The organism is Dechloromonas denitrificans (genome assembly GCF_001551835.1).
Classification (GTDB): domain Bacteria; phylum Pseudomonadota; class Gammaproteobacteria; order Burkholderiales; family Rhodocyclaceae; genus Azonexus; species Azonexus denitrificans.
In genome coordinates this window covers 113,790-132,170 of record NZ_LODL01000005.1, presented here as the reverse complement: position 1 = coordinate 132,170, position 18,381 = coordinate 113,790, and the positions used below count along the sequence as shown (strand labels likewise).

Annotated in this window: 21 protein-coding genes and 2 riboswitches; of the genes, 8 read left to right on the top strand and 13 right to left on the bottom strand. The window is 60.7% G+C overall.

Translation table 11 applies throughout. The features are described 5' to 3' along the window. Window position 1: 1 nt before the first annotated feature. From AT959_RS01490 to AT959_RS01470, 5 genes are read right to left on the bottom strand one after another with little or no spacing between them, the layout of a single operon-like run. A complete protein-coding gene (locus AT959_RS01490) occupies window positions 2-292 on the bottom strand; it encodes a lipid-A-disaccharide synthase N-terminal domain-containing protein (RefSeq protein ID WP_066879857.1) in 291 nt (96 codons plus the stop codon). Further along, on the bottom strand, window positions 292-1,494 hold the full coding sequence (locus tag AT959_RS01485) for a tryptophan--tRNA ligase (protein ID WP_066879855.1): 1,203 nt from the start codon (window positions 1,492-1,494) through the stop codon (window positions 292-294). Before AT959_RS01485 ends, AT959_RS01490 begins: the two co-directional genes overlap by 1 nt. 6 nt (window positions 1,495-1,500) lie before the next feature. After that, entirely contained in the window at window positions 1,501-2,154 is a 654-nt protein-coding gene (locus tag AT959_RS01480) for a site-2 protease family protein (RefSeq protein ID WP_066879853.1), read from the bottom strand. Window positions 2,155-2,158: 4 nt separating this feature from the next. Further along, window positions 2,159-2,785: an L-threonylcarbamoyladenylate synthase gene (locus AT959_RS01475; protein ID WP_066879850.1), complete on the bottom strand. Its 627-nt coding sequence runs from the start codon at window positions 2,783-2,785 to the stop codon at window positions 2,159-2,161. A gap of 4 nt (window positions 2,786-2,789) precedes the next feature. Continuing rightward, window positions 2,790-3,629: a 3',5'-nucleoside bisphosphate phosphatase gene (locus tag AT959_RS01470; protein ID WP_066879847.1), complete on the bottom strand. Its 840-nt coding sequence runs from the start codon at window positions 3,627-3,629 to the stop codon at window positions 2,790-2,792. Window positions 3,630-3,738: 109 nt separating this feature from the next. Further along, window positions 3,739-3,828: riboswitch (glycine riboswitch) on the top strand. 16 nt (window positions 3,829-3,844) lie between these two features. Further along, a riboswitch (glycine riboswitch) is annotated at window positions 3,845-3,924 on the top strand. Window positions 3,925-4,000: 76 nt separating this feature from the next. Between AT959_RS01470 and gcvT the strand changes: the two genes are divergently transcribed. The 5 genes from gcvT (at window position 4,001) to AT959_RS01445 (ending at window position 9,530) form a co-directional block, all read left to right on the top strand. Further along, the gene (gene gcvT, locus AT959_RS01465) at window positions 4,001-5,092 is read left to right on the top strand and encodes a glycine cleavage system aminomethyltransferase GcvT (RefSeq protein WP_066879844.1); all 1,092 of its coding nucleotides are present in this window, start codon (window positions 4,001-4,003) and stop codon (window positions 5,090-5,092) included. A gap of 23 nt (window positions 5,093-5,115) precedes the next feature. Next, a complete protein-coding gene (gene gcvH, locus AT959_RS01460; RefSeq protein ID WP_066879841.1) occupies window positions 5,116-5,502 on the top strand; it encodes a glycine cleavage system protein GcvH in 387 nt (128 codons plus the stop codon). A 134-nt stretch (window positions 5,503-5,636) separates the two neighbouring features. Continuing rightward, on the top strand, window positions 5,637-8,555 hold the full coding sequence (gcvP, locus tag AT959_RS01455) for an aminomethyl-transferring glycine dehydrogenase (RefSeq protein WP_066879838.1): 2,919 nt from the start codon (window positions 5,637-5,639) through the stop codon (window positions 8,553-8,555). Continuing rightward, window positions 8,555-9,097 (top strand): DUF2946 family protein, encoded by a 543-nt coding sequence (locus AT959_RS01450; protein ID WP_066879835.1) that lies wholly within the window; start codon window positions 8,555-8,557, stop codon window positions 9,095-9,097. The genes gcvP and AT959_RS01450 overlap by 1 nt, the downstream gene beginning before the upstream one ends. Window positions 9,098-9,158: 61 nt before the next feature. Further along, on the top strand, window positions 9,159-9,530 hold the full coding sequence (locus AT959_RS01445; RefSeq protein WP_066879833.1) for a hypothetical protein: 372 nt from the start codon (window positions 9,159-9,161) through the stop codon (window positions 9,528-9,530). Window positions 9,531-9,559: 29 nt separating this feature from the next. On the opposite strand, the gene AT959_RS01440 is transcribed toward AT959_RS01445, so the two are convergent. From AT959_RS01440 to AT959_RS01425, 4 genes are all read right to left on the bottom strand, one after another. Further along, a complete protein-coding gene (locus AT959_RS01440; RefSeq protein ID WP_083518141.1) occupies window positions 9,560-10,033 on the bottom strand; it encodes a GlcG/HbpS family heme-binding protein in 474 nt (157 codons plus the stop codon). A 177-nt stretch (window positions 10,034-10,210) separates the two neighbouring features. Next, window positions 10,211-11,227, bottom strand: a complete 1,017-nt coding sequence (locus tag AT959_RS01435; RefSeq protein WP_066879829.1) for a DnaJ C-terminal domain-containing protein — start codon at window positions 11,225-11,227, stop codon at window positions 10,211-10,213. Between the two features lie 89 nt (window positions 11,228-11,316). After that, window positions 11,317-11,952 carry a YceH family protein gene (locus AT959_RS01430; protein WP_066879826.1) on the bottom strand — a complete coding sequence of 212 codons (636 nt, stop codon included), beginning with the start codon at window positions 11,950-11,952 and terminating at the stop codon, window positions 11,317-11,319. 44 nt (window positions 11,953-11,996) lie between these two features. Next, a complete protein-coding gene (locus AT959_RS01425; protein WP_240481658.1) occupies window positions 11,997-12,692 on the bottom strand; it encodes a 3'-5' exonuclease in 696 nt (231 codons plus the stop codon). A gap of 32 nt (window positions 12,693-12,724) precedes the next feature. Here AT959_RS01425 and AT959_RS01420 point away from each other — a divergent pair, with 32 nt between their 5' ends. Together AT959_RS01420 and AT959_RS01415 are read left to right on the top strand one after the other, a co-directional pair. Further along, entirely contained in the window at window positions 12,725-12,979 is a 255-nt protein-coding gene (locus AT959_RS01420) for a hypothetical protein (protein WP_205629805.1), read from the top strand. Further along, complete coding sequence (locus AT959_RS01415) at window positions 12,972-13,250, top strand: GIY-YIG nuclease family protein (protein WP_066879824.1); 279 nt, start codon at window positions 12,972-12,974, stop codon at window positions 13,248-13,250. The genes AT959_RS01420 and AT959_RS01415 overlap by 8 nt, the downstream gene beginning before the upstream one ends. 93 nt (window positions 13,251-13,343) lie before the next feature. Here the strand turns inward: AT959_RS01415 and AT959_RS20825 are convergent, their stop codons facing one another. Then, the gene (locus tag AT959_RS20825) at window positions 13,344-13,649 is read right to left on the bottom strand and encodes a hypothetical protein (protein ID WP_157651171.1); all 306 of its coding nucleotides are present in this window, start codon (window positions 13,647-13,649) and stop codon (window positions 13,344-13,346) included. Between the two features lie 407 nt (window positions 13,650-14,056). Continuing rightward, complete coding sequence (locus tag AT959_RS01410) at window positions 14,057-14,326, bottom strand: hypothetical protein (protein ID WP_066879822.1); 270 nt, start codon at window positions 14,324-14,326, stop codon at window positions 14,057-14,059. A 139-nt stretch (window positions 14,327-14,465) separates the two neighbouring features. On the opposite strand from AT959_RS01410, the gene AT959_RS01405 reads away from it, so the two are divergent. Next, window positions 14,466-15,101: a GNAT family N-acetyltransferase gene (locus AT959_RS01405; protein ID WP_157651170.1), complete on the top strand. Its 636-nt coding sequence runs from the start codon at window positions 14,466-14,468 to the stop codon at window positions 15,099-15,101. Window positions 15,102-15,150: 49 nt separating this feature from the next. Here AT959_RS01405 and AT959_RS01400 read toward each other — a convergent pair whose 3' ends face one another. Then, window positions 15,151-16,092 (bottom strand): phosphate acetyltransferase, encoded by a 942-nt coding sequence (locus tag AT959_RS01400; protein WP_066879819.1) that lies wholly within the window; start codon window positions 16,090-16,092, stop codon window positions 15,151-15,153. A 29-nt stretch (window positions 16,093-16,121) separates the two neighbouring features. Next, a complete protein-coding gene (locus tag AT959_RS01395) occupies window positions 16,122-18,299 on the bottom strand; it encodes a DUF3141 domain-containing protein (RefSeq protein ID WP_066879816.1) in 2,178 nt (725 codons plus the stop codon). Window positions 18,300-18,381: the final 82 nt, after the last annotated feature.

Genomic DNA, 18,381 nt, shown 5'->3' with positions numbered 1-18,381 from the left:
GTCACGAGGCGGCCGAACGGCCTTGGCCCTTGTAATGCAGATGCAGGTTGCGCAGATAAATCACGACCGGCAGCGCCTGGCCAAAAATGAAGACCGGATCCTTGCGATGAATGGCATAGATCACCAACACCAGACTGCCGGCCAGGCTGAAATACCAGAAGGCGACCGGAATGACGACCTTCTTGGCCTTCTCGCTGCTCCACCACTGGATGACGAAGCGCATCATGAACAGCGCCTGGCCGCCAAAGCCGATGCCGATCCAGATCAGGGATTCCCAGTCGTAGCCGAACATCAATGGTATTCCAGCCCCATCGACTCACGGACATCGCGCATCGTTTCGCGCGCCAGCTCACGGGCCTTCTCGCAACCGTCGGCGATGATGTTCTTGACCAGCGTCGGATCGTCCAGATAGACCTGAGCCCGCTCGCGCATCGGCGCCTGCTCCTTCAGGATACCCTCGATGACCGGCTGCTTGCATTCGATGCAACCGATGCCGGCCGTCTTGCACCCTTGCTGCACCCATTCCTTGGTGCTGTCGTCGGAATAGACCTGATGCAGTTGCCAAACCGGGCAGCGCGCCGGATCGCCCGGGTCGGTGCGGCGGACACGATTGGTGTCGGTCGGCATGCTGCGCACCTTCTTGGTCACCGACTCTTCCGATTCGCGCATGGTGATCGTGTTGTGATACGACTTGGACATCTTCTGCCCATCCAGCCCCGGCATCTTCGATTCCTCGGTCAGCAGGTAGCCCGGCTCGACCAGGATCATCTTGCCGGTCCCCTCCAGGAAACCGAACAGGCGCTCGCGGTCGATGGCCGACATGTGCTGGATTTCGTTGAGCATGGCCTTGGCCTGCTCGACGGCTTCCTTGTCGCCGTTCTGCTGGAAACGGGTGCGCAACTCTTCGTAGAGACGCGCCTTCTTGCTGCCCAGCTTCTTGACCGCCTCGCGCGCCTTGTCTTCGAAACCGGGTTCGCGGCCGTACATGTGATTGAAGCGGCGCGCCAGTTCGCGGGTAAATTCGACGTGCGGAATCTGGTCTTCGCCGACCGGCACCTTGTCGGCACGGTAGATCAGGATGTCGGCGCTCATCAGCAGCGGATAGCCAAGGAAACCGTAGGTCGTCAGATCCTTGCCGGCCAGTTTTTCCTGCTGATCCTTGTAGGTCGGCACGCGCTCCAGCCAGCCGAGCGGCGTCATCATCGACATCAGCAGATGCAGTTCGGCATGCTCCGGCACCTTGGACTGGATGAACAGCGTCGCCTGATTCGGATCGACGCCGGCCGCCAGCCAGTCGATGACCATGTCCCAGGTCGCCTGCTCGATGCCCAGCGGATTGTCGTAATGCGTCGTCAGGGCATGCCAGTCGGCAACGAAGAACAGGCAGGGATATTCATGCTGGAGTTTGACCCAGTTCTTGAGAACCCCGTGGTAGTGGCCAAGGTGGAGAGCGCCGGTCGGGCGCATGCCGGAAAGAACACGTTCTGCGTACATAGTCGATCAGTAAAGTCCAAAAATGGATTCGATAGTCCGCGCGGCGAAAATCACCAGCGGATTCATAACGGTGCCGAGGATACCGGTGAACAACAACACCAGCAAAATGGGGAAGCCCCAAGGTTCAAGCTGGGCGAATTTCCAGGCCAGCTTGTGCGGCAGCAGGCTGACGGCAATCCGTCCGCCGTCGAGCGGGGGCAGCGGCATCAGATTGAGCACCATCAGCACACAATTGACCATGATGCCGATCTTGCTCATCTCGGATAGCGGCAAGGTGAAATCGTTGCCGGGCATCAGCCAGGCAAGCTTGAGCATGCCAGCCCAGCACAACGCCATGAACAGGTTGGCGCCCGGCCCGGCCGCCGCGACCCAGAGCATGTCGCGCTTCGGGTTGCGCAGGCGACCGAAATCGACCGGCACCGGCTTGGCATACCCGAACAGAAAGGAACCGCCAGAAAAAAGCAAAATGGCGACTGGAATAACAATGGTGCCCCACAGGTCGATATGGCGCAGTGGATTAAGGCTGATGCGCCCCAGTTGCCAGGCAGTCGGGTCGCCAAAATGGCGGGCCGCGTAGCCATGCGCCGCCTCATGCAAGGTGATTGCAAATATCACCGGCAAGGCGGCGACCGCCAGCGTCTGGATCAGGCTTTCGAGCATCGCTTCAATCGAGTCCGAACGGGGTCAGCGAACCGCGTCCCGCCCGGATCAGCTCAGGCGTCGAACCGGTCAGGTCGATGATCGTGGTCGGCTCGGTGCCGCAGTGGCCGGCATCGAGAATCAGCTCAAGCTGGTCTTCCAGACGATCCTGAATCTCCCAGCCTTCGGTCAGCGGCAACTCGTCGCCCGGCAGTTGCAGCGTCGTTGTCAGCAGCGGTTCGTTGAGTTCCTCAAGCAGGGCCAGTGCCACCGGATGACTGGGCACACGCAGGCCGATCGTCTTGCGTTTCGGATGCAACACGCGGCGCGGCAATTCCTTGGTGCCTTCGAGAATGAAGGTATAACTGCCCGGCGTTGCCGACTTGAGTAGCCGGTACTGGGCATTATCGACACGGGCGAAATGGGCGATTTCCGAGAGGTCGCGCACCATCAGCGTCAGATGGTGACGCTCGTCCATCTGGCGAATCAGGCGAATGCGATCCATCGCCTCCTTGTCGCCGAGATGGCAACCCAAGGCATAGCAGGAGTCGGTCGGCAGGGCGACGACACCGCCGTCACGAATGAACTCGGCCGCCTGGGCGAGCAGGCGCTGCTGCGGCGAATCGGGATGAATATTTACAACACGGGCCATAGAATCAACAAATCAGACGCCAGACCGGTTTCAGGTCTTCCGGCAGTTGCGGCAGCTTGCCGAGGTCGACGTAGCTCTCGGCCGGCCCGTGAAAATCGGAACCGCGCGAGGCATGGAAGGCGTAATGCCGAACCAGTCGGGCGAAATGCATGACATGGTCGGGCGAATGGCTACCGCAGGTCACTTCGATCCCCTGCCCACCCAATTCCTTGAAAGCATCGAGAAACTTGCGCATGTCACCGCCGGACATCTTGTAACGTCCAGGATGGGCCACCACCGCCACGCCGCCGGCCGCATTGATCCAGCCGATGGCATCGGCCAGCGTCGCCCAGCGGTGGTCGACGTAACCCGGCTTGCCCGGCGTCAGGTAATGCTGAAAAACTCCGGGCACATCGCGGGCGATGCCGATCGACACCATGTAGCGAGCGAAATGGGCGCGGGAAATCAGGCTGGGGTTGGTCGCGTAACAGAGCGCCCCTTCGTAAACACCCGGGATATTGATTGCCGCCAGCGCCTCGCCCATCCGTTTGGCGCGCTCGATGCGGCCGACGCGCAATTCTTCAAGGCCGTTCTTCAGCCCCGGATGCGCGGCATCGAAACCAAGGCCGACGATGTGGATCGGCACCCCCTGCCATTCGATGGAAATCTCAACGCCGTTGACGAAGGCCATGCCGCATTCCTCGGCCACCGTCCTGGCTTCGGCGAGACCGCCCAGATCGTCATGGTCGGTCAGCGCCCAAAGGTCGACACCATTGGCCGCGGCTCTTTTTGCCACCTCGTGGGGTGGCAGGAGCCCGTCGGAGACGGTGGAATGACAGTGGAAATCGAAGTTGACTGGCGTCACGGTACTGAATGCAAGGTAAATGTGGAGTTTATCATGAAGGCCCTGGGCGCCCGGCTTCCATTGTGCGGCGCAGCAGGTTGATTAGATGCCGGCATCCCGTTATAGTGCCTTCCGTTCCATGGGAGAGCGCAGATCAAGTCTGCCGCCGAAGGCGCAATTTCACCCGAAAACGCTCAGGTAAAAGGACCATGAAACCGGACGGATTGCATAAATTCAGCCGAAACTCTGGAGAGCGGCGTCAACAGCGCCCACCGATGGGGCAAATCTCTCAGGTATCGAGGACAGAGGGGTGAAACGCAAGATTCGTTCTTTCGTTTCACCCCTTTTCCGTTTCTAGAACCGACGTCATAAAACGTCAGTAAAGGATTGATATGCTGAAGCAAACGGTTTTGAACGCAGCCCACCGCGCAATGGGCGCCCGGATGGTCGATTTTGGCGGCTGGGACATGCCGGTCAATTACGGTTCGCAGATCGAGGAGCACCACGCGGTGCGTACCAACTGCGGCATGTTCGATGTCTCGCACATGTGCCCGGTCGATGTCGTCGGCGCCGATTGCCGTGCTTTCCTGTCCCGCCTCGTCGCCAACGATGTCGCCAAGCTCAAGGTCTCCGGCAAGGCGCTCTACGCCGCCATGCTCAACGAGGCCGGCGGCGTCATCGACGACCTGATCATCTATTTCCTGACCGAAACCCGCTTCCGCATCGTCGTCAATGCCGGCACCGCCGAGAAGGACCTGGCCTGGATGCAGGCCAAGATCGCCGAATGGAAGCTCGACGTGACCATCACCCAGCGCCGCGATGGTGCAAACGCCCTCGGCATCATCGCCGTGCAGGGCCCGAATGCCCGCACCAAGGTCTGGGAAGTCCTCCCCCAGGCCAAGGCCGCAATTGCCGACCTGAAGCCTTTCTTTGCTGCAGAAGTCGACCAGTACTTCATCGCCAGCACCGGCTACACCGGTGAAGATGGCTACGAAATCATGCTGCCGGCCGGCGAAGCCGAAGCCATGTGGAACAAGCTGAATGCCGCCGGCGTTGCCCCCTGTGGCCTCGGTGCCCGCGACACGCTGCGCCTGGAAGCCGGCATGAACCTCTACGGCCAGGACATGGACGAGACGGTTTCGCCGCTCGACGCCGGTCTGGCGTGGACCGTTTCGCTCAATACCGAGCGCGATTTTGTCGGTAAAGCTGCGTTGACCGCAGCCGGCCAGAAAAAGCAGTTCCTTGGCCTGGTCCTGCTCGACAAGGGCGTGCTGCGCGGCCACCAGAAAGTCATCACCGCGCAGGGTGAAGGTGAAATCACTTCCGGCAGCTTCTCGCCGACCCTGCAGCAATCCATCGCCCTCGCCCGTCTGCCGCTCGGCGTGCAGGTCGGTGACGAGGTCGAAGTCGACATCCGCGGCAAGCTGCTCAAGGCCAAGGTCGTCAAACCCGTATTCGCCCGCAACGGCAAGGCAGTCATTTAATTACCCCCATTCAGGAGAAAAGCATGTCCAACGTTCCCGCCAACCTCAAGTACGCCACCTCCCACGAATGGATGCTGCTCAACGCTGATGGCAGCGTTACCGTCGGCATCACCGACCACGCCCAGGAAGCCCTCGGCGACCTCGTATTCGTCGAGCTGCCGGAAGTCGGCGCCCATTTCGATGCCGAAAAGGAAATCGCCGTCGTCGAATCGGTCAAGGCCGCCGCCGACGTTTACGCGCCGATCGCCGGCACCGTCACCGAAGTGAACCAGGCTGCCGCCGATGCGCCGGAGTCGGTCAATCAGGACGCCTACAGCGCCTGGCTGTTCAAGATGACGCCGGACAACGTCGCCGACCTCGACAAGATGCTCGACGCTGCTGCCTACCAGGCTGTCGCCGACGCCGCCTAAGCGCTGCATGTCGCTCCCGCGCCCCGCAGGAAGTACGCTTGGGTGGCACCAGCGGGAGCCCAGAACGATCTAGCCACTGCATCCCCGCCGCTGCGGGGATGACGTCTTCACGTATTTCTCATGCAAGGATTTCCATGCCGTTGAATCTTCCTCTTTCAGCCCTGGAGCAGCACGACGAGTTCATCGACCGCCACATCGGCCCCTGCGCCACTGAGATGGCCGCCATGCTAGCCGCCATCGGCGCCGACAGCCTCGAACAACTGATCGACCAGACCGTGCCCGCCGCCATCCGCCTGCCGGCCGACCTGGCGCTGCCCGCCCCGCAGCGCGAGCACGAAGCACTGGCAGCGCTGAAGGCCATTGCCAGCAAGAACGTCGTCAACAAGTCCTGCATCGGCATGGGCTATTACGACACGCTGACGCCCAAGGTCATCCTGCGCAACGTCATGGAAAACCCGGGCTGGTACACCGCCTACACGCCCTACCAAGCCGAAATCGCCCAGGGTCGCCTGGAAGCGCTGATGAACTTCCAGCAGATGGTGGTCGACCTGACCGGGCTGGAAATTGCCAACGCCTCGCTGCTCGACGAAGCGACTGCCGCCGCCGAAGCGATGACCATGGCGCGCCGCGTTTCCAAGTCGAAGTCCAACCGCTTCCTGGTCGATGCCGCCTGCTTCCCGCAGACCATCGACGTCGTCAAGACCCGGGCCGGCTATTTTGGCTTCGAATTGGTGATTGCTGCGACCACAGAAACAACGGCTGGCCCTGGGGTCGACACGGTAAAAGACGAAGAATTCTTCGGCGCCCTGCTCCAGTACCCGAACGACAACGGCGAAGTGCGCGACCTGAGCGCCCTCATCGCCAGCCTCAAGGCCAAGGGCGCCACGGTAGCCGTCGCCAGCGACCTGATGGCGCTGCTCCTGCTCAAGTCGCCCGGCACCATGGGCGCCGACATCGCGCTCGGCTCCAGCCAGCGCTTCGGCATCCCGATGGGCTTCGGCGGCCCGCACGCCGCCTTCTTCGCCACCCGCGAAGCCTTCGTCCGCTCGATGCCGGGCCGCATCATCGGCGTCTCGAAGGATGCCCGCGGCAACACCGCCTACCGCATGACGCTGCAGACCCGCGAGCAGCACATTCGCCGCGAGAAGGCCAACTCCAACATCTGTACCTCGCAGGTTTTGCTCGCCAATATGGCCGGCATGTACGCCGTCTATCACGGCGCCGAAGGCCTGCGCACCATTGCCGGCCGTATCCACCGCCTGACCGCCATTCTGGCCGAAGGCCTGAAGCGGGCCGGCGTCACCTTGCTGACCAAGCAATTCTACGACACCGTGCATTTCGACCTCGGCGCCCGTGCCGAAACGGTTTATCACGATGCGCTGGCCGCCGGCTACAACCTGCGCCGCGTCTCGGCCGGCGTGCTCGGTGTTTCCTTCGACGAAACGACCAGCCGCCACGACGTCGCGACGCTGTTCAAGCTGATCAGCCAGGTCACGCTCGACCTGGACCTGATCGACGCCCAGGTGGCTGCGGCTGATCCGACCCTGCCGGCCGAACTGATCCGCAGCGACGCCGTGCTGCAGCACCCGGTGTTCAACACGCATCACACCGAACACGAGATGCTGCGCTACCTGAAGTCGCTGCAGAACAAGGACCTGGCCCTCGACCACTCGATGATCTCGCTTGGCTCCTGTACCATGAAGCTGAATGCGACCAGCGAGATGATCCCGGTCACCTGGCCGGAATTCGGCGGCCTGCACCCCTTCGCGCCGCGTGACCAGGCGGTCGGCTATCTGGAAATGATCGCCGGCCTGACCGAATGGCTGAAGACCGTCACCGGTTTTGACGCCATCTGCATGCAGCCGAACTCCGGCGCCCAAGGCGAGTACGCCGGCCTGGTCGCCATCGACCGCTACCACGCCAGTCGCGGCGAAGAACACCGCAACGTCTGCCTGATCCCGAAATCGGCGCACGGCACCAACCCGGCGACCGCCCAGATGGCCAACATGAAGGTCGTCGTCGTCGATTGCGACGAAAACGGCAACGTGGACGTCAGCGACCTCAAGGCCAAGGCCGAAGAGCACAAGGACGACCTCGCCTGCCTGATGATCACCTACCCGTCCACGCACGGCGTGTTCGAGGAAGCGGTCAAGGACATCTGCGCCATCGTCCATGCCAATGGTGGCCAAGTGTATATGGACGGCGCCAACCTCAACGCCCAGGTTGGCCTGACCTCGCCCGGCTTCATCGGTGCCGACGTCAGCCACATGAACCTGCACAAGACCTTCGCCATCCCGCACGGCGGCGGCGGACCGGGCATGGGTCCGATCGGCCTGAAGGCGCATCTGGCACCGTTCATGGCCGACCACGCTGTCCAGCCGACCGGCGACGCCAACCGCGTCAATGCCGGCCAGGGCGCGGTGTCCGCCGCCCCCTTCGGTTCGGCCTCGATCCTGACCATTTCCTGGATGTACATGGCGATGCTCGGCGGCGCCGGCGTCAAGAAGGCGACGCAAGTGGCCATCCTCAACGCCAACTACGTCGCGCAACAGCTGAACGCCCATTACCCGGTGCTCTATACCGGTAAGAATGGCCGCGTCGCCCACGAGTGCATCCTCGACATTCGCCCGATCAAGGCGGCGACCGGCATCGCCGAGATCGACATCGCCAAGCGCCTGATGGACTACGGTTTCCATGCGCCGACGGTGTCCTTCCCGGTCGCCGGCACGATCATGGTCGAGCCGACGGAATCCGAATCGAAAGCCGAACTGGACCGCTTCATTGCGGCCCTGATCAGCATTCGCGAGGAAATCCGCCAGATCGAAAATGGCGTCTGGACGGCCGACAACAATCCGCTGAAGAATGCCCCGCATTCCCAGGCGGACGTCATCGATGCCGACTGGAAGCATCCGTACAGCCGCCAGCAAGCCGTCTTCCCGCTCGCCTGGGTGGCGGCCAACAAGTTCTGGCCGAGCGTCAATCGCATTGACGATGTCTATGGCGACCGCAACCTGAACTGCGCCTGCCCGCCGATGGAAGCGTACGCCGACTGATGACCGTCGATCTCTCTGCCATCGCCAAGTGGCCCAACGTCCCCGCCTGTTACGACTGGTTGTCGCTCGACCGGCGGGGCGACTGGCGCCTGCAGGGAGAGCGCGTCACGCACAGCGGCCTGATTCAATTCATCAACCGACAGTACGGTTGTGACGAATCAGGCTGCTGGTTTGTGCAGAATGGCCCGCAACGGGTTTTCGTTGCGCTGGCCTACACCCCCTGGGTTTTTCGCCGCGAAGCCGACTGCTTCCTCAGCCACACCGGCCAGGCGACCGGCACCGTCAAGGCCATTTACCTCGACGAGGACGGCAACCTGCTGCTGGAGACGGAACTCGGCATCGGCCTGCTCGACGACCGCGATCTGCCCCGGGTTCTGACCGAATGCCGAACACCGGATGGCCAAGCAGTGGACGACCCGGCCTTCATCGCCTTGCTGGAAAGCGGCCAGGGCGACATCGCCTGGCAAGGACTGCCCGTACAGACCATTGCTGCGGTCGACCTGCCAAAACGCTATAAATTCAACCCCGCACCCAAGGCCTGACTGGCTTTCTTATTGCTTGACCGGAAGCTCGGTCAGCCAATTGTGGGAAAACAGACAGAGCATGAACTACAGCATTGAGCACGCTGCCCGCTGGGCCGGGCAACACCTCGTCGATCCCGTGCACATCGACTGCACGACCACCGTCATGCTCAAGATTCTCGACGGCAAGTGCAAGATGAACGAGCACGACAAGGTAGTCATCGGCTGCCTCTACGACGTCGTGAAAAACCGCCCGGGTAAGCTGATCGGCGAGGAATACCACGCCCTGATCGAGCAGGCACGGACGGCAATGGATGAGGCGCTGGCCATGTTCATCTACGAAAAGCGCTTGCTCGCCGAAACGATGATTTCGCGGCCGGTGATGAAAGCCTACAAGGCCTGGCTGCGCGACAACGGCATCCTGTGCCGCCCGCAGGATGCCGAAGAGGCCTAGACCGGCCAGACGCAGCCGACCATCGTCGCTTAGCGGCTGACCGCCTTGGCCCCGGCCATGGCGACCTGTTCGTCCTGGTCGGCCCGGACACCGGAAACGCCGACCGCGCCGATCACGTCGCCATTGACGATGATCGGCACCCCGCCCTGCAGGAAAACCTGGCCGTCGACCGAAAGCAGCGCCGGCCGGCCCTTGTTGATGGCTTCTTCCAGCGCCCCGCTCGGACGGCGGAAGAGTGCCGCAGTCCTTGCCTTGCCGATCGAAATATCAACGCTGGGCCGCTGAGCATTATCGAGACGGTCGATGGTCAGCGGATAACCGGCATCGTCGGCGACGACAATCACCACATTCCAGCCATTGTTCTTGGCCTCGGCGGTGGCCGCGGCCATCGCCTTGCGCGCTTCAGCCAGGGTCAGCGCCTTCTTGTCGACCAACTGGGCCTGGGCGGCCAGCGAGGTGGCCAGCAGCAGGCCGGCGGCGAACAGCTTCTTTTTTGTATTCATTGAGATCTCCTTTGGTGGGCAAGCGAACAGACCGGCACGGCCGGTCGACACCAGGGAGATCGGCAATTTATGGTCAGCGGATATACCCTGGCGCTAAGGCACTATATCGGTAAATCGCATGACAGCGACTTCGGGAATACCCGCCCCCCGTTGCCGTCCAAATGCCGCAAATCTTGGTTAGGCAAGCCCGTTGGCCTGCCGCCAAGCCAGAATATCCGGCAGTGCCGCCTCGATATCGTCGAGCAGGGCGGCATTGGCCTGCAACAGCAGTTTGCGCTGGCGAACACTGAGCCGGGCGGGAAACACCGGGGTCAGCTCGACCAGCAGATCACCGACCGGATTCCTGCCTCGCCCGGGATACCCCTTGCCGGCCAGGCACAGGCTTCGCGTTTCGGCACTACCGGCATCCAGCGCCTGAATGAACGGCCCGGCCAGCGACGGCAATTCGACGTCGCCACCGGCAATCAAGGCCAGCGCACTGACCGGCATCCGGAAATGCAGATCGCGCCCGCGCAACTGATAGAGCGGGTGCGAACGGAGAATCAGCGTCAGGTAGAGATCGCCCGGCAGCAGTTCGCCATCGCCCGGCTCGCCCTGCCCGGCCAGGCGCAGCTCGTCGCCGGCCAGCATGCCGGGCGGCACGGTGATTTCCAGGCTGACCTCGGCCAGTTCGCGGCCGCTGCCCGAACAGCCGGGGCAAATGCGCTCGCTGAAGAATCCGCGCCCGGCACAGGCCTCGCACGGCAACAGGACACGCTGGGCATCGCGTACCCGGCCGCTGCCGTGGCAGGCTTCGCAAAAGCGGGTACGGGCAAACCCGGACTCGCCGCTCCCCTCGCAGGTCGGACAGGCCTTGCCGCGGGTATAGCGAATGGTCTTGCGGCAACCGCTGGCCGCTTCCTCCAGATCCAGTTCCAGATTGAGGCGGATGTCGGCGGCACGGGCGACCGTTTCTTCGGGCTCCGGACTGCTGGCCTCGGTTTCCTCAGCCTCGGTTTTTGCCTCTTCCGGCAGGTCGACCGCAGCAAGCTGGTCGTAGGCGGCGCGAATCTCCTTGAAACGCTCGGTCGCCTCCGGATGATCGCTGCGGTCCGGATGCCAGCGCATGGCCAGCCGGCGATAGGCTCGCTTCCATTCGGCCGGACCGGCTTCAGGCGAAACGCCGAGAATGGCGTAGGGATCGATTGCGCTCACTTATTTGTCACCATGGCGACGGGCCGGCAAGCTGCCTTCGCCTTGCGGAGCGAAAGGCGTTTTGCCCCAGTCCAAACTCGGCTTTGCCATCAGCCAGCCAGCACGCGCTCAAGCGCTGCCCGCAATTCGCCCACTTCGTTTTCCAGTGCCGCGACGCGCGTGCGCAGTTCTTCGATTTCCGAACGCGAACCGGAAACGCTGGCCGGCGCTTGCTCGATGGCCGGCTGGCCGCTCAGCAAGTGCGTCCAGCGGTTCTCGCGGGCGCCGGGCAGGCGTGGCAGTTCAAGGACTAGGCCGCCCTCGGGGCGGCTCGCCAGTTCCTCGAGAAAGGCTTCGACCGACGAGATGTCGGCGAATTTGTGCAGGCGCTCGCAATTCAGCCGCAATTCACCGGCCGTTTGCGGCCCGCGCAGCATCAACACCGTGATCAGGGCCGAAGCCTGGGTCGGCACGCCGAGCACGCGCTCGAACTGATGGGCAAAACGCGGCACCCGGCTACCGCTGACTTCGCTAACCAGCCGGGCCTCTTTCAGGCTATCGATCGCTTGCAGGATGTCGGATTCCCCGAGTTCCAGCACCGGGTTGCGGCTCGTCTTCTGGTTGCAGCCTGCGGCCAGCGCATTCAGCGACATCGGATAGGTATCCGGCACTGTCCGCTGCTTCTCGACCAGCGTGGCGAGAACACGGGTTTCAACAACAGAGAGGGTCGGAAAACTGTCAGGCATGTTGAGTTCTTTTGCTATTTGCATCGAAGGTTGAAAAGGCCGGCTCAAAGCGCTGCTTGCTTGTCGCGCTCACGCCGCCAGACATGATAAATCTGCAGCGCGACATGGGCATCATTGGCCGCATAGAGCAATTGCCGTTCACTCAATTGGCGGCTGGCCCAATTGCTCGTCCCGGTTTTTTTGGACTTCTGCAATTTCTGGCCAAAGTAATGCGCCACCGCCACCTTGGCGCCAACGGTACCTTTATGCCCGGGGCCGCGCAGTACTTCGCCGAGATCGAGGACATTGCGCAGATCGATGCCAAAGCGGGATTTCAGCGCACTGCGGTCGTTGCCCAGGCCAAAGCCGACCTTCAGGAGTTGCGTCGCCTCCAGCACGATCTTCAAGGCCGCGCCGTCGGAGGAGCGGGAGAGCGGAAACAGGTAGGTCCGGCGATCGGTCGCCAGTTGCACCAGATGCGGCCCGGTCGACACCTCGCCCTTGAGGAAGGTCGGCTTGGATTCGGTATCGAAGCCAATCACCTCGGCCGCCATCAAGGCCACCAGCGCGTCTGCCGCCTGTGCCTCGGAGGCGACCAGGGTCACATTCTCCAGGGCGATCCCCGGGTAAGGCGGCAAATCGGCTTCGGCCAGCGTCGCCCGACTCATCACCAACTCGCTCAAAGGCGCCCCCGGGCGGCTTTTTGCCGGCGTGAAGGCAAGGGATTTTTGCTTGCCGGAATCCTTGGCTGGCCCATCCATGTATCCTTGTCGCTTTCAAAAGAAGCAAGTGTATGGGATCGCAGCGGCACAAAGGCATTTTTGTCTGGATCAAAGGGCTTTTTTCACCCAAGGAGGCACCGCTCTCTGAAATCGCCCGGGCAAAATCGCTGATTTCAGCCGTCGACCGCGGCGGTATTCCGCTCAATGCCGCCAAGGTCAATGCCATCGCCCGTGATCTCGGGCTGGAGGTTTCCCGCCAAGCACCGGTCGAAGAAACCATACAACGCATCCGCGCTGCCCTCGGCCGCATCAACCATCATGACTGAGCCCAAGTCCTGGTTCCTGTACCTGATCGAATGTCGCGACGGCAGCATCTACACCGGCATCACCGTCGACGTCGCCGCCCGCTACGCCGCCCACTGCGCCGGCAAGGGGGCCCGCTATACCCGCTCGCATACGCCCTCACGGCTGCTCGGGGTCGAGTGCCACCCGGATCGCTCAACCGCCTCGAAAGCCGAATACCGGATCAAACAGCTATCCGCCGCGGAAAAACGCTGCTACGCCGCCAGCCTCAGCGGCAGCATGCCCCCAATCTGAGCGGGCAACAAAAAAGCACTCCGCAAAGTGCTTGTTTGAGAACAATTCGAAAAGCCCTGATAACCGGCAGATCGCCAACCCGGAGGCATTCGCTCAGCGCAGATAAACGCCAGGCGGCTGGATCACGACCGAGGGCGGTTGCAGGTAAATTGCCGGAGCCGGTACCGGCACCATCACCCTGCTCTCGCCGCAGACGCTCCGCTCCCGATAATGACCATGGCGGTCGTACCAGCCATCGACCCGGCACGGCCCACGACGATAGTCATCCCGGTAATGATCATGGCCGTAGTGCCGATGATGCTTGTGGTGATGCCGATGCCCATCGCCATCGGCAAAAGTCGGCACTGACAGCGCCATCAGCAGGGATGCAAGAACAACTTTGACGGGGTGACGTGTCATACAAAAAAACCTCAAATTCGGAAACCGGGATTTATCCTGAAACAGAGCTTGGCAAGGTTGCACAGGAAGCAAACAAGGCATAGCAAATTCCATGCCAAACAGCATTCCGATGATTTTTCGGCACAATTTTGAAACAGCGCCCTTGCAATTGTCGTTAAACGGCGACAGCTGCAGGGGCCACGCAGCTAAATGCCTGTTTTTCCGAATATTTAACTGTCGCCAACGAACGACAGATCGCTATTGCAACATATCGCTAATCAAGGGGCACTGAGCCCGGCCGGAGCAACCAAGCCGTCTTGCGCGTCAAGAGGCCTTGAGCTCGTTGCTTAGCGGATGCCCCTCGGCGAGTTAGTTGACGCTGTTGATGGTTATTTCACCAACCCGGCAATTCGCCCCCCATCGCCTTGTCAACCGACGATTGAAGCTCCGTAAATGGTATGGGAAGGAAGTTTCAACTGCTCCTCAAGTGCCCCGGGAACAGAGATTTGAAAATAGCGGATGTTACTCATCGGGAAAATCAAAAAATCCCCATCGACTTCGACCACCAGCCGATCGCTCTCCCAAAGACTTTTCAGCATCAACTGTCGAGCGGCGTTAATTTCAACCTGCTCCGGAAACTCAAAGGACATTTTTTTGCCATCGATAAAATTCAATGTCAGCGAGCGAACTGTCTTCATAACTTTTCTCCAGCACCGCCAATGATGATTTGGCCGAAACTTATTATGCAAAGGTTCTATCGGTTCATGATAGGCAGCACAAAGCAGATCCTCAATACCCGACAACCTTCATTTTCCGGAGATGCTTTCTTGGATATGATTGGGAAATATCACCTCGATCTCAGATCACGGCAACAAGCAGCATTCGGAAGATCTATTATTCAGCACGGCAATTCCCGATAGACCAAAAGTTGGCAAGGAGATGTGCATCATGAGCGACATCCGTCAGTACGCCGAAACAGAATCCCTCAGAAACGGCCTCGACATATGTATCCGGGCATCACGCCCGGATGACAGCGAAAGGATTGTCGAAGCGTTTCATCAGCTCAATCCGGAATCAGTCTATCTGCGCTTTTTCGGCCCCAAGAAAGAAATATCGCCGGCGGAACTCCAGCGTTTTCGCGAAACCGACTTTGATCGCCGGGTCATATTGCTCTGTACCGTAATGCAGGAAGGTCGGGAAATCGTGATTGCCTCGGCAAGCTATGTCCGGGCTGGCGAGGATAGCGCCGAAGTGGCATTTCTCGTTGAGGAAGACTTTCATCGACTAGGCATTGCCGGCCGCCTGCTCAAGCATCTCGGCCGGATTGCGATCGGCGCCGGCATCAAGACCTTCATCGCTGAAGTTCTGCCGCACAACACCGCAATGCTTGGCGTCTTCAAGCGTAGCGGTTGGCCAATGACTTCCGAGGTTTCCGATGGCACGGTGCACCTTTCTTTGGCACTACAAAGCTAAGGTACAAGGCAGGCGCGCCAGCGCATGCTTGAAGGTCGAGTGGCATGGATCAGGCCACCACCTTGCTGGCATTCTCCCGCCTGTTCCGGGCAACCAGCGCGGCAACGGCACAGGAAGCAAGTCGCGTCAGCACCGAATCGGCGCGGCTGGTCAGAATGATCGGCACGCGAGCGCCGAGTACGATGCCGGCAGCGTCGGCATCCGCCATGAAACTCAGGCTCTTGGCCAGCATGTTGCCGGCCTCGAGATCCGGCACGACCAGGATATCGGCCTTGCCGGCAACCGGTGATTCGATCTTCTTGATCTTGGCTGCATTGAGATCGACTGCATTGTCGAGCGCCAGCGGGCCATCGAGAATACCGCCGGTAATCTGGCCGCGATCCGCCATTTTGCAAAGCGCACCTGCTTCGATGGTCGATTGGAGTTTCGGATTGATCGTTTCCATGGCTGAGAGTATCGCCACCTTGGGTTGCTCGATCCCCAGCGAGAGCGCCAGATCGATGGCGTTTTGAATGATGTGCATCTTGTCTTCCATGCTTGGAAAGATGTTGATTGCCGCATCGGTCACGATAATCGCCCGGTCGAGGCTCGGCACATCCATGATGAAGCAGTGACTGATCCGCCGCGCCGTTCGCAAGCCGGTGCCGCTGCGCACCACGGCAGCCATCAGTTCATCGGTATGCAGGCTGCCCTTCATCAGCAACTCAGCCCGCCCTTCGCGGGCCAGCTGTACAGCAGCCTCGGCAGCGGCAACGCTATGCGGCACATCCACCAGTTCGAACTTCGAGATATCGAGCCCGAACTGTGCCGCCACTGCTTCGATCTTGCTACGGGGGCCGACCAGAATCGGCTGCAGGATTCCCATTTCTGCAGCCTCTACCGCCCCCTTGAGCGAATTCTCGTCACAGGGATGGGCAACAGCGGTCGGAGTTGGTGACAGGGTTTTACAGCGAGCAATCAGGCGTTCATACTTCTCGTGTTTGCGTTCCATCTCACTTCCTTCCCATCGATGAATATTGCTTAGCTGGCCTTGCGGGAAATCCGTTTGGTCGCCACTTTTTGCTCGGTGCCGGCAAATAGTTTTTCGATCTGCGCCAGGCGGTCGGCCCGTTCGCCGCTAACCTTTCCGGTCGCCTCGACAGTGCGCCGGATGGCCTCCAGCGACTTCTCGCGGACGACGGGCTCGGTCGGCAACATCGTCGGAATGGCAGCCAGCGCAGCCTCCTGGTCGAGCAATAGGCCGAAAAACTGCTCGCGCACAAGCTGCTTGAACGCCTCCAGTGAAAGGCCCTTGTTTTCAGCACGAATTTGCCGCAATTCGTTGAACGCGCGTTCATCCACTCCAGGCCCGGCCATCCCGATATGGACCAGGCTACGAATGACAGCTTCGTGCAGCCCGCCGTCGGCGATACGCGACTTCAACTCGGCAATACGCCGCTCGATGAAAGCAATACGTTCCGGATCCATACCGGGCCGCTGGCGCGGCGGCGCATCCGAGGCCTTCAGGCCGAGCAATGCCTGCAACACCGGCGAACTGTAGGTGGCCAGGAAGATCTGTTCCAGGCTGCTATCGCGCAGATCGCGATAGCCGTCGAGGGCTGTGACAATCCCCTCTGAAATCGCCGATTGCCAGGCCAGGAAAGGATTGTCTGCCGATACCTGCTGGCGTTGCCGGCGTACCTCCTCGGCAAGCTGGGCAATTTGCTGCATAAACGGGTTGCGATCGGAAAATATCTCGAACTGGAGTTCGGATGGATTGAGCTTTTTCATCCATTCCGCCGTCTGTTCGTTGATGCCGGCCCGAACAAGGGGTTGAAGAAGGGTGCGATAGAGGCCGAGATTGATCTCAGACACTCGTTGCACGGCGGCAAAGCGACGCTCGTTCTCGGCACTGGGCTGGACGATTGCACGGATGTCGTTCAAGGTGCGCGGCTCGAAACGCACAATCCAGTCGCCGACCACCAGGTCGGGATTGGCTGCTGCGCTGGATTTCGGAGTCATTACCGCCTCATACAGGCCGGGCGGCAAGACATCGACCAGGTCGATGTTGGAAGCGAATTCCTGATGTTCCTTCTTGGCGATGCCCCCCGAGACAAAGATGCCAAGGTGACCGACGCTTTCGTGAATGGCATAGATGATGGTCTGGCCGCAGACGCGAATGTCGTCATCCTTGGCGTACAAATCGGCAATCCAACCCAGGGCCTGTTGCGGCGGGGTGATGTTGTCGCCCTTGGAGCAGAAACAGATGATCGGCGAGCGAATATTGCGGAGATCGATTCGCTTGCCATCGCTGGTCACGATCTCACCCGTTGCAAGACGATTGCCGACGAACAACTGGTCGACGATCCACTGTATTTCCTCGCCGTTGAGATTGACGTGACCGCCCCACCACTTCTCGAATTCGAGGAAACGCTGTGCCCCGCTATCGATTGTGGACCAGATATCGTAATTCTTGCTCCACAGCGTGTTGGACGGGTTGAGATTTTCGAAATTCTTGACCAGATGGGCACCGTCGAACTTGCCGTTACCGAGGTCACTGGTCAGTGCGGTGATCCAGCTACCACCAGCCAGCCCGCCGGTATAACGCATCGGGTTCTCGCCTTCGACACCAGCCCAATAGGAAAGCGGCGAGCCTGGAACGATGACCGGGCCGCACAGTTCAGGCCGCGTCGCAGCCAGCATCATGACCGCCCAACCGGCCTGACAGTTGCCAATAATGCAGGGCTTGCCCTCGGCCTCCGGATGCAGCTCAATGACTTTTTCAAGGAAGACCGCCTCGGCGTGCATGATGTCTTCGATGGTTTGCCCCGGCATCGGTTCAGGGGTAAAGCCGACGAAATAACAGGGATGCCCGGCGCGCATGGCGACGCCAAGTTCGCTGTCGGCCTTGAAACCTCCAATCCCCGGCCCGTGCCCGGCTCGCGGATCAACAACGACAAACGGACGTTTCAGGGGATCGATCGTTACGCCAGCCGGCGGCTTGACACTGACCAGTATGTAATTGACCGGCTGCTCGAAACCACGGGCATCCAGCACCAGTTCTGCATCGAAGTTGAGCACATGGGGAACTTTCTTCGCCTTCTGTTCATAGTATTGATCGCTGCGCTGGCGTAGCAGATCCCAGAACAGAATAGTGCGCTGGGTGGCATCGATCATATATTCACCCGCCGGCCCCCAGGCCTGCAGGATGGCATTCATGCCTCCGACCAATCCCGGAAGCAATTCCTGCGTCGTGTTAGCCGTTGAATCGGTCGGTTTTTTACTGGACGTATTGGACATC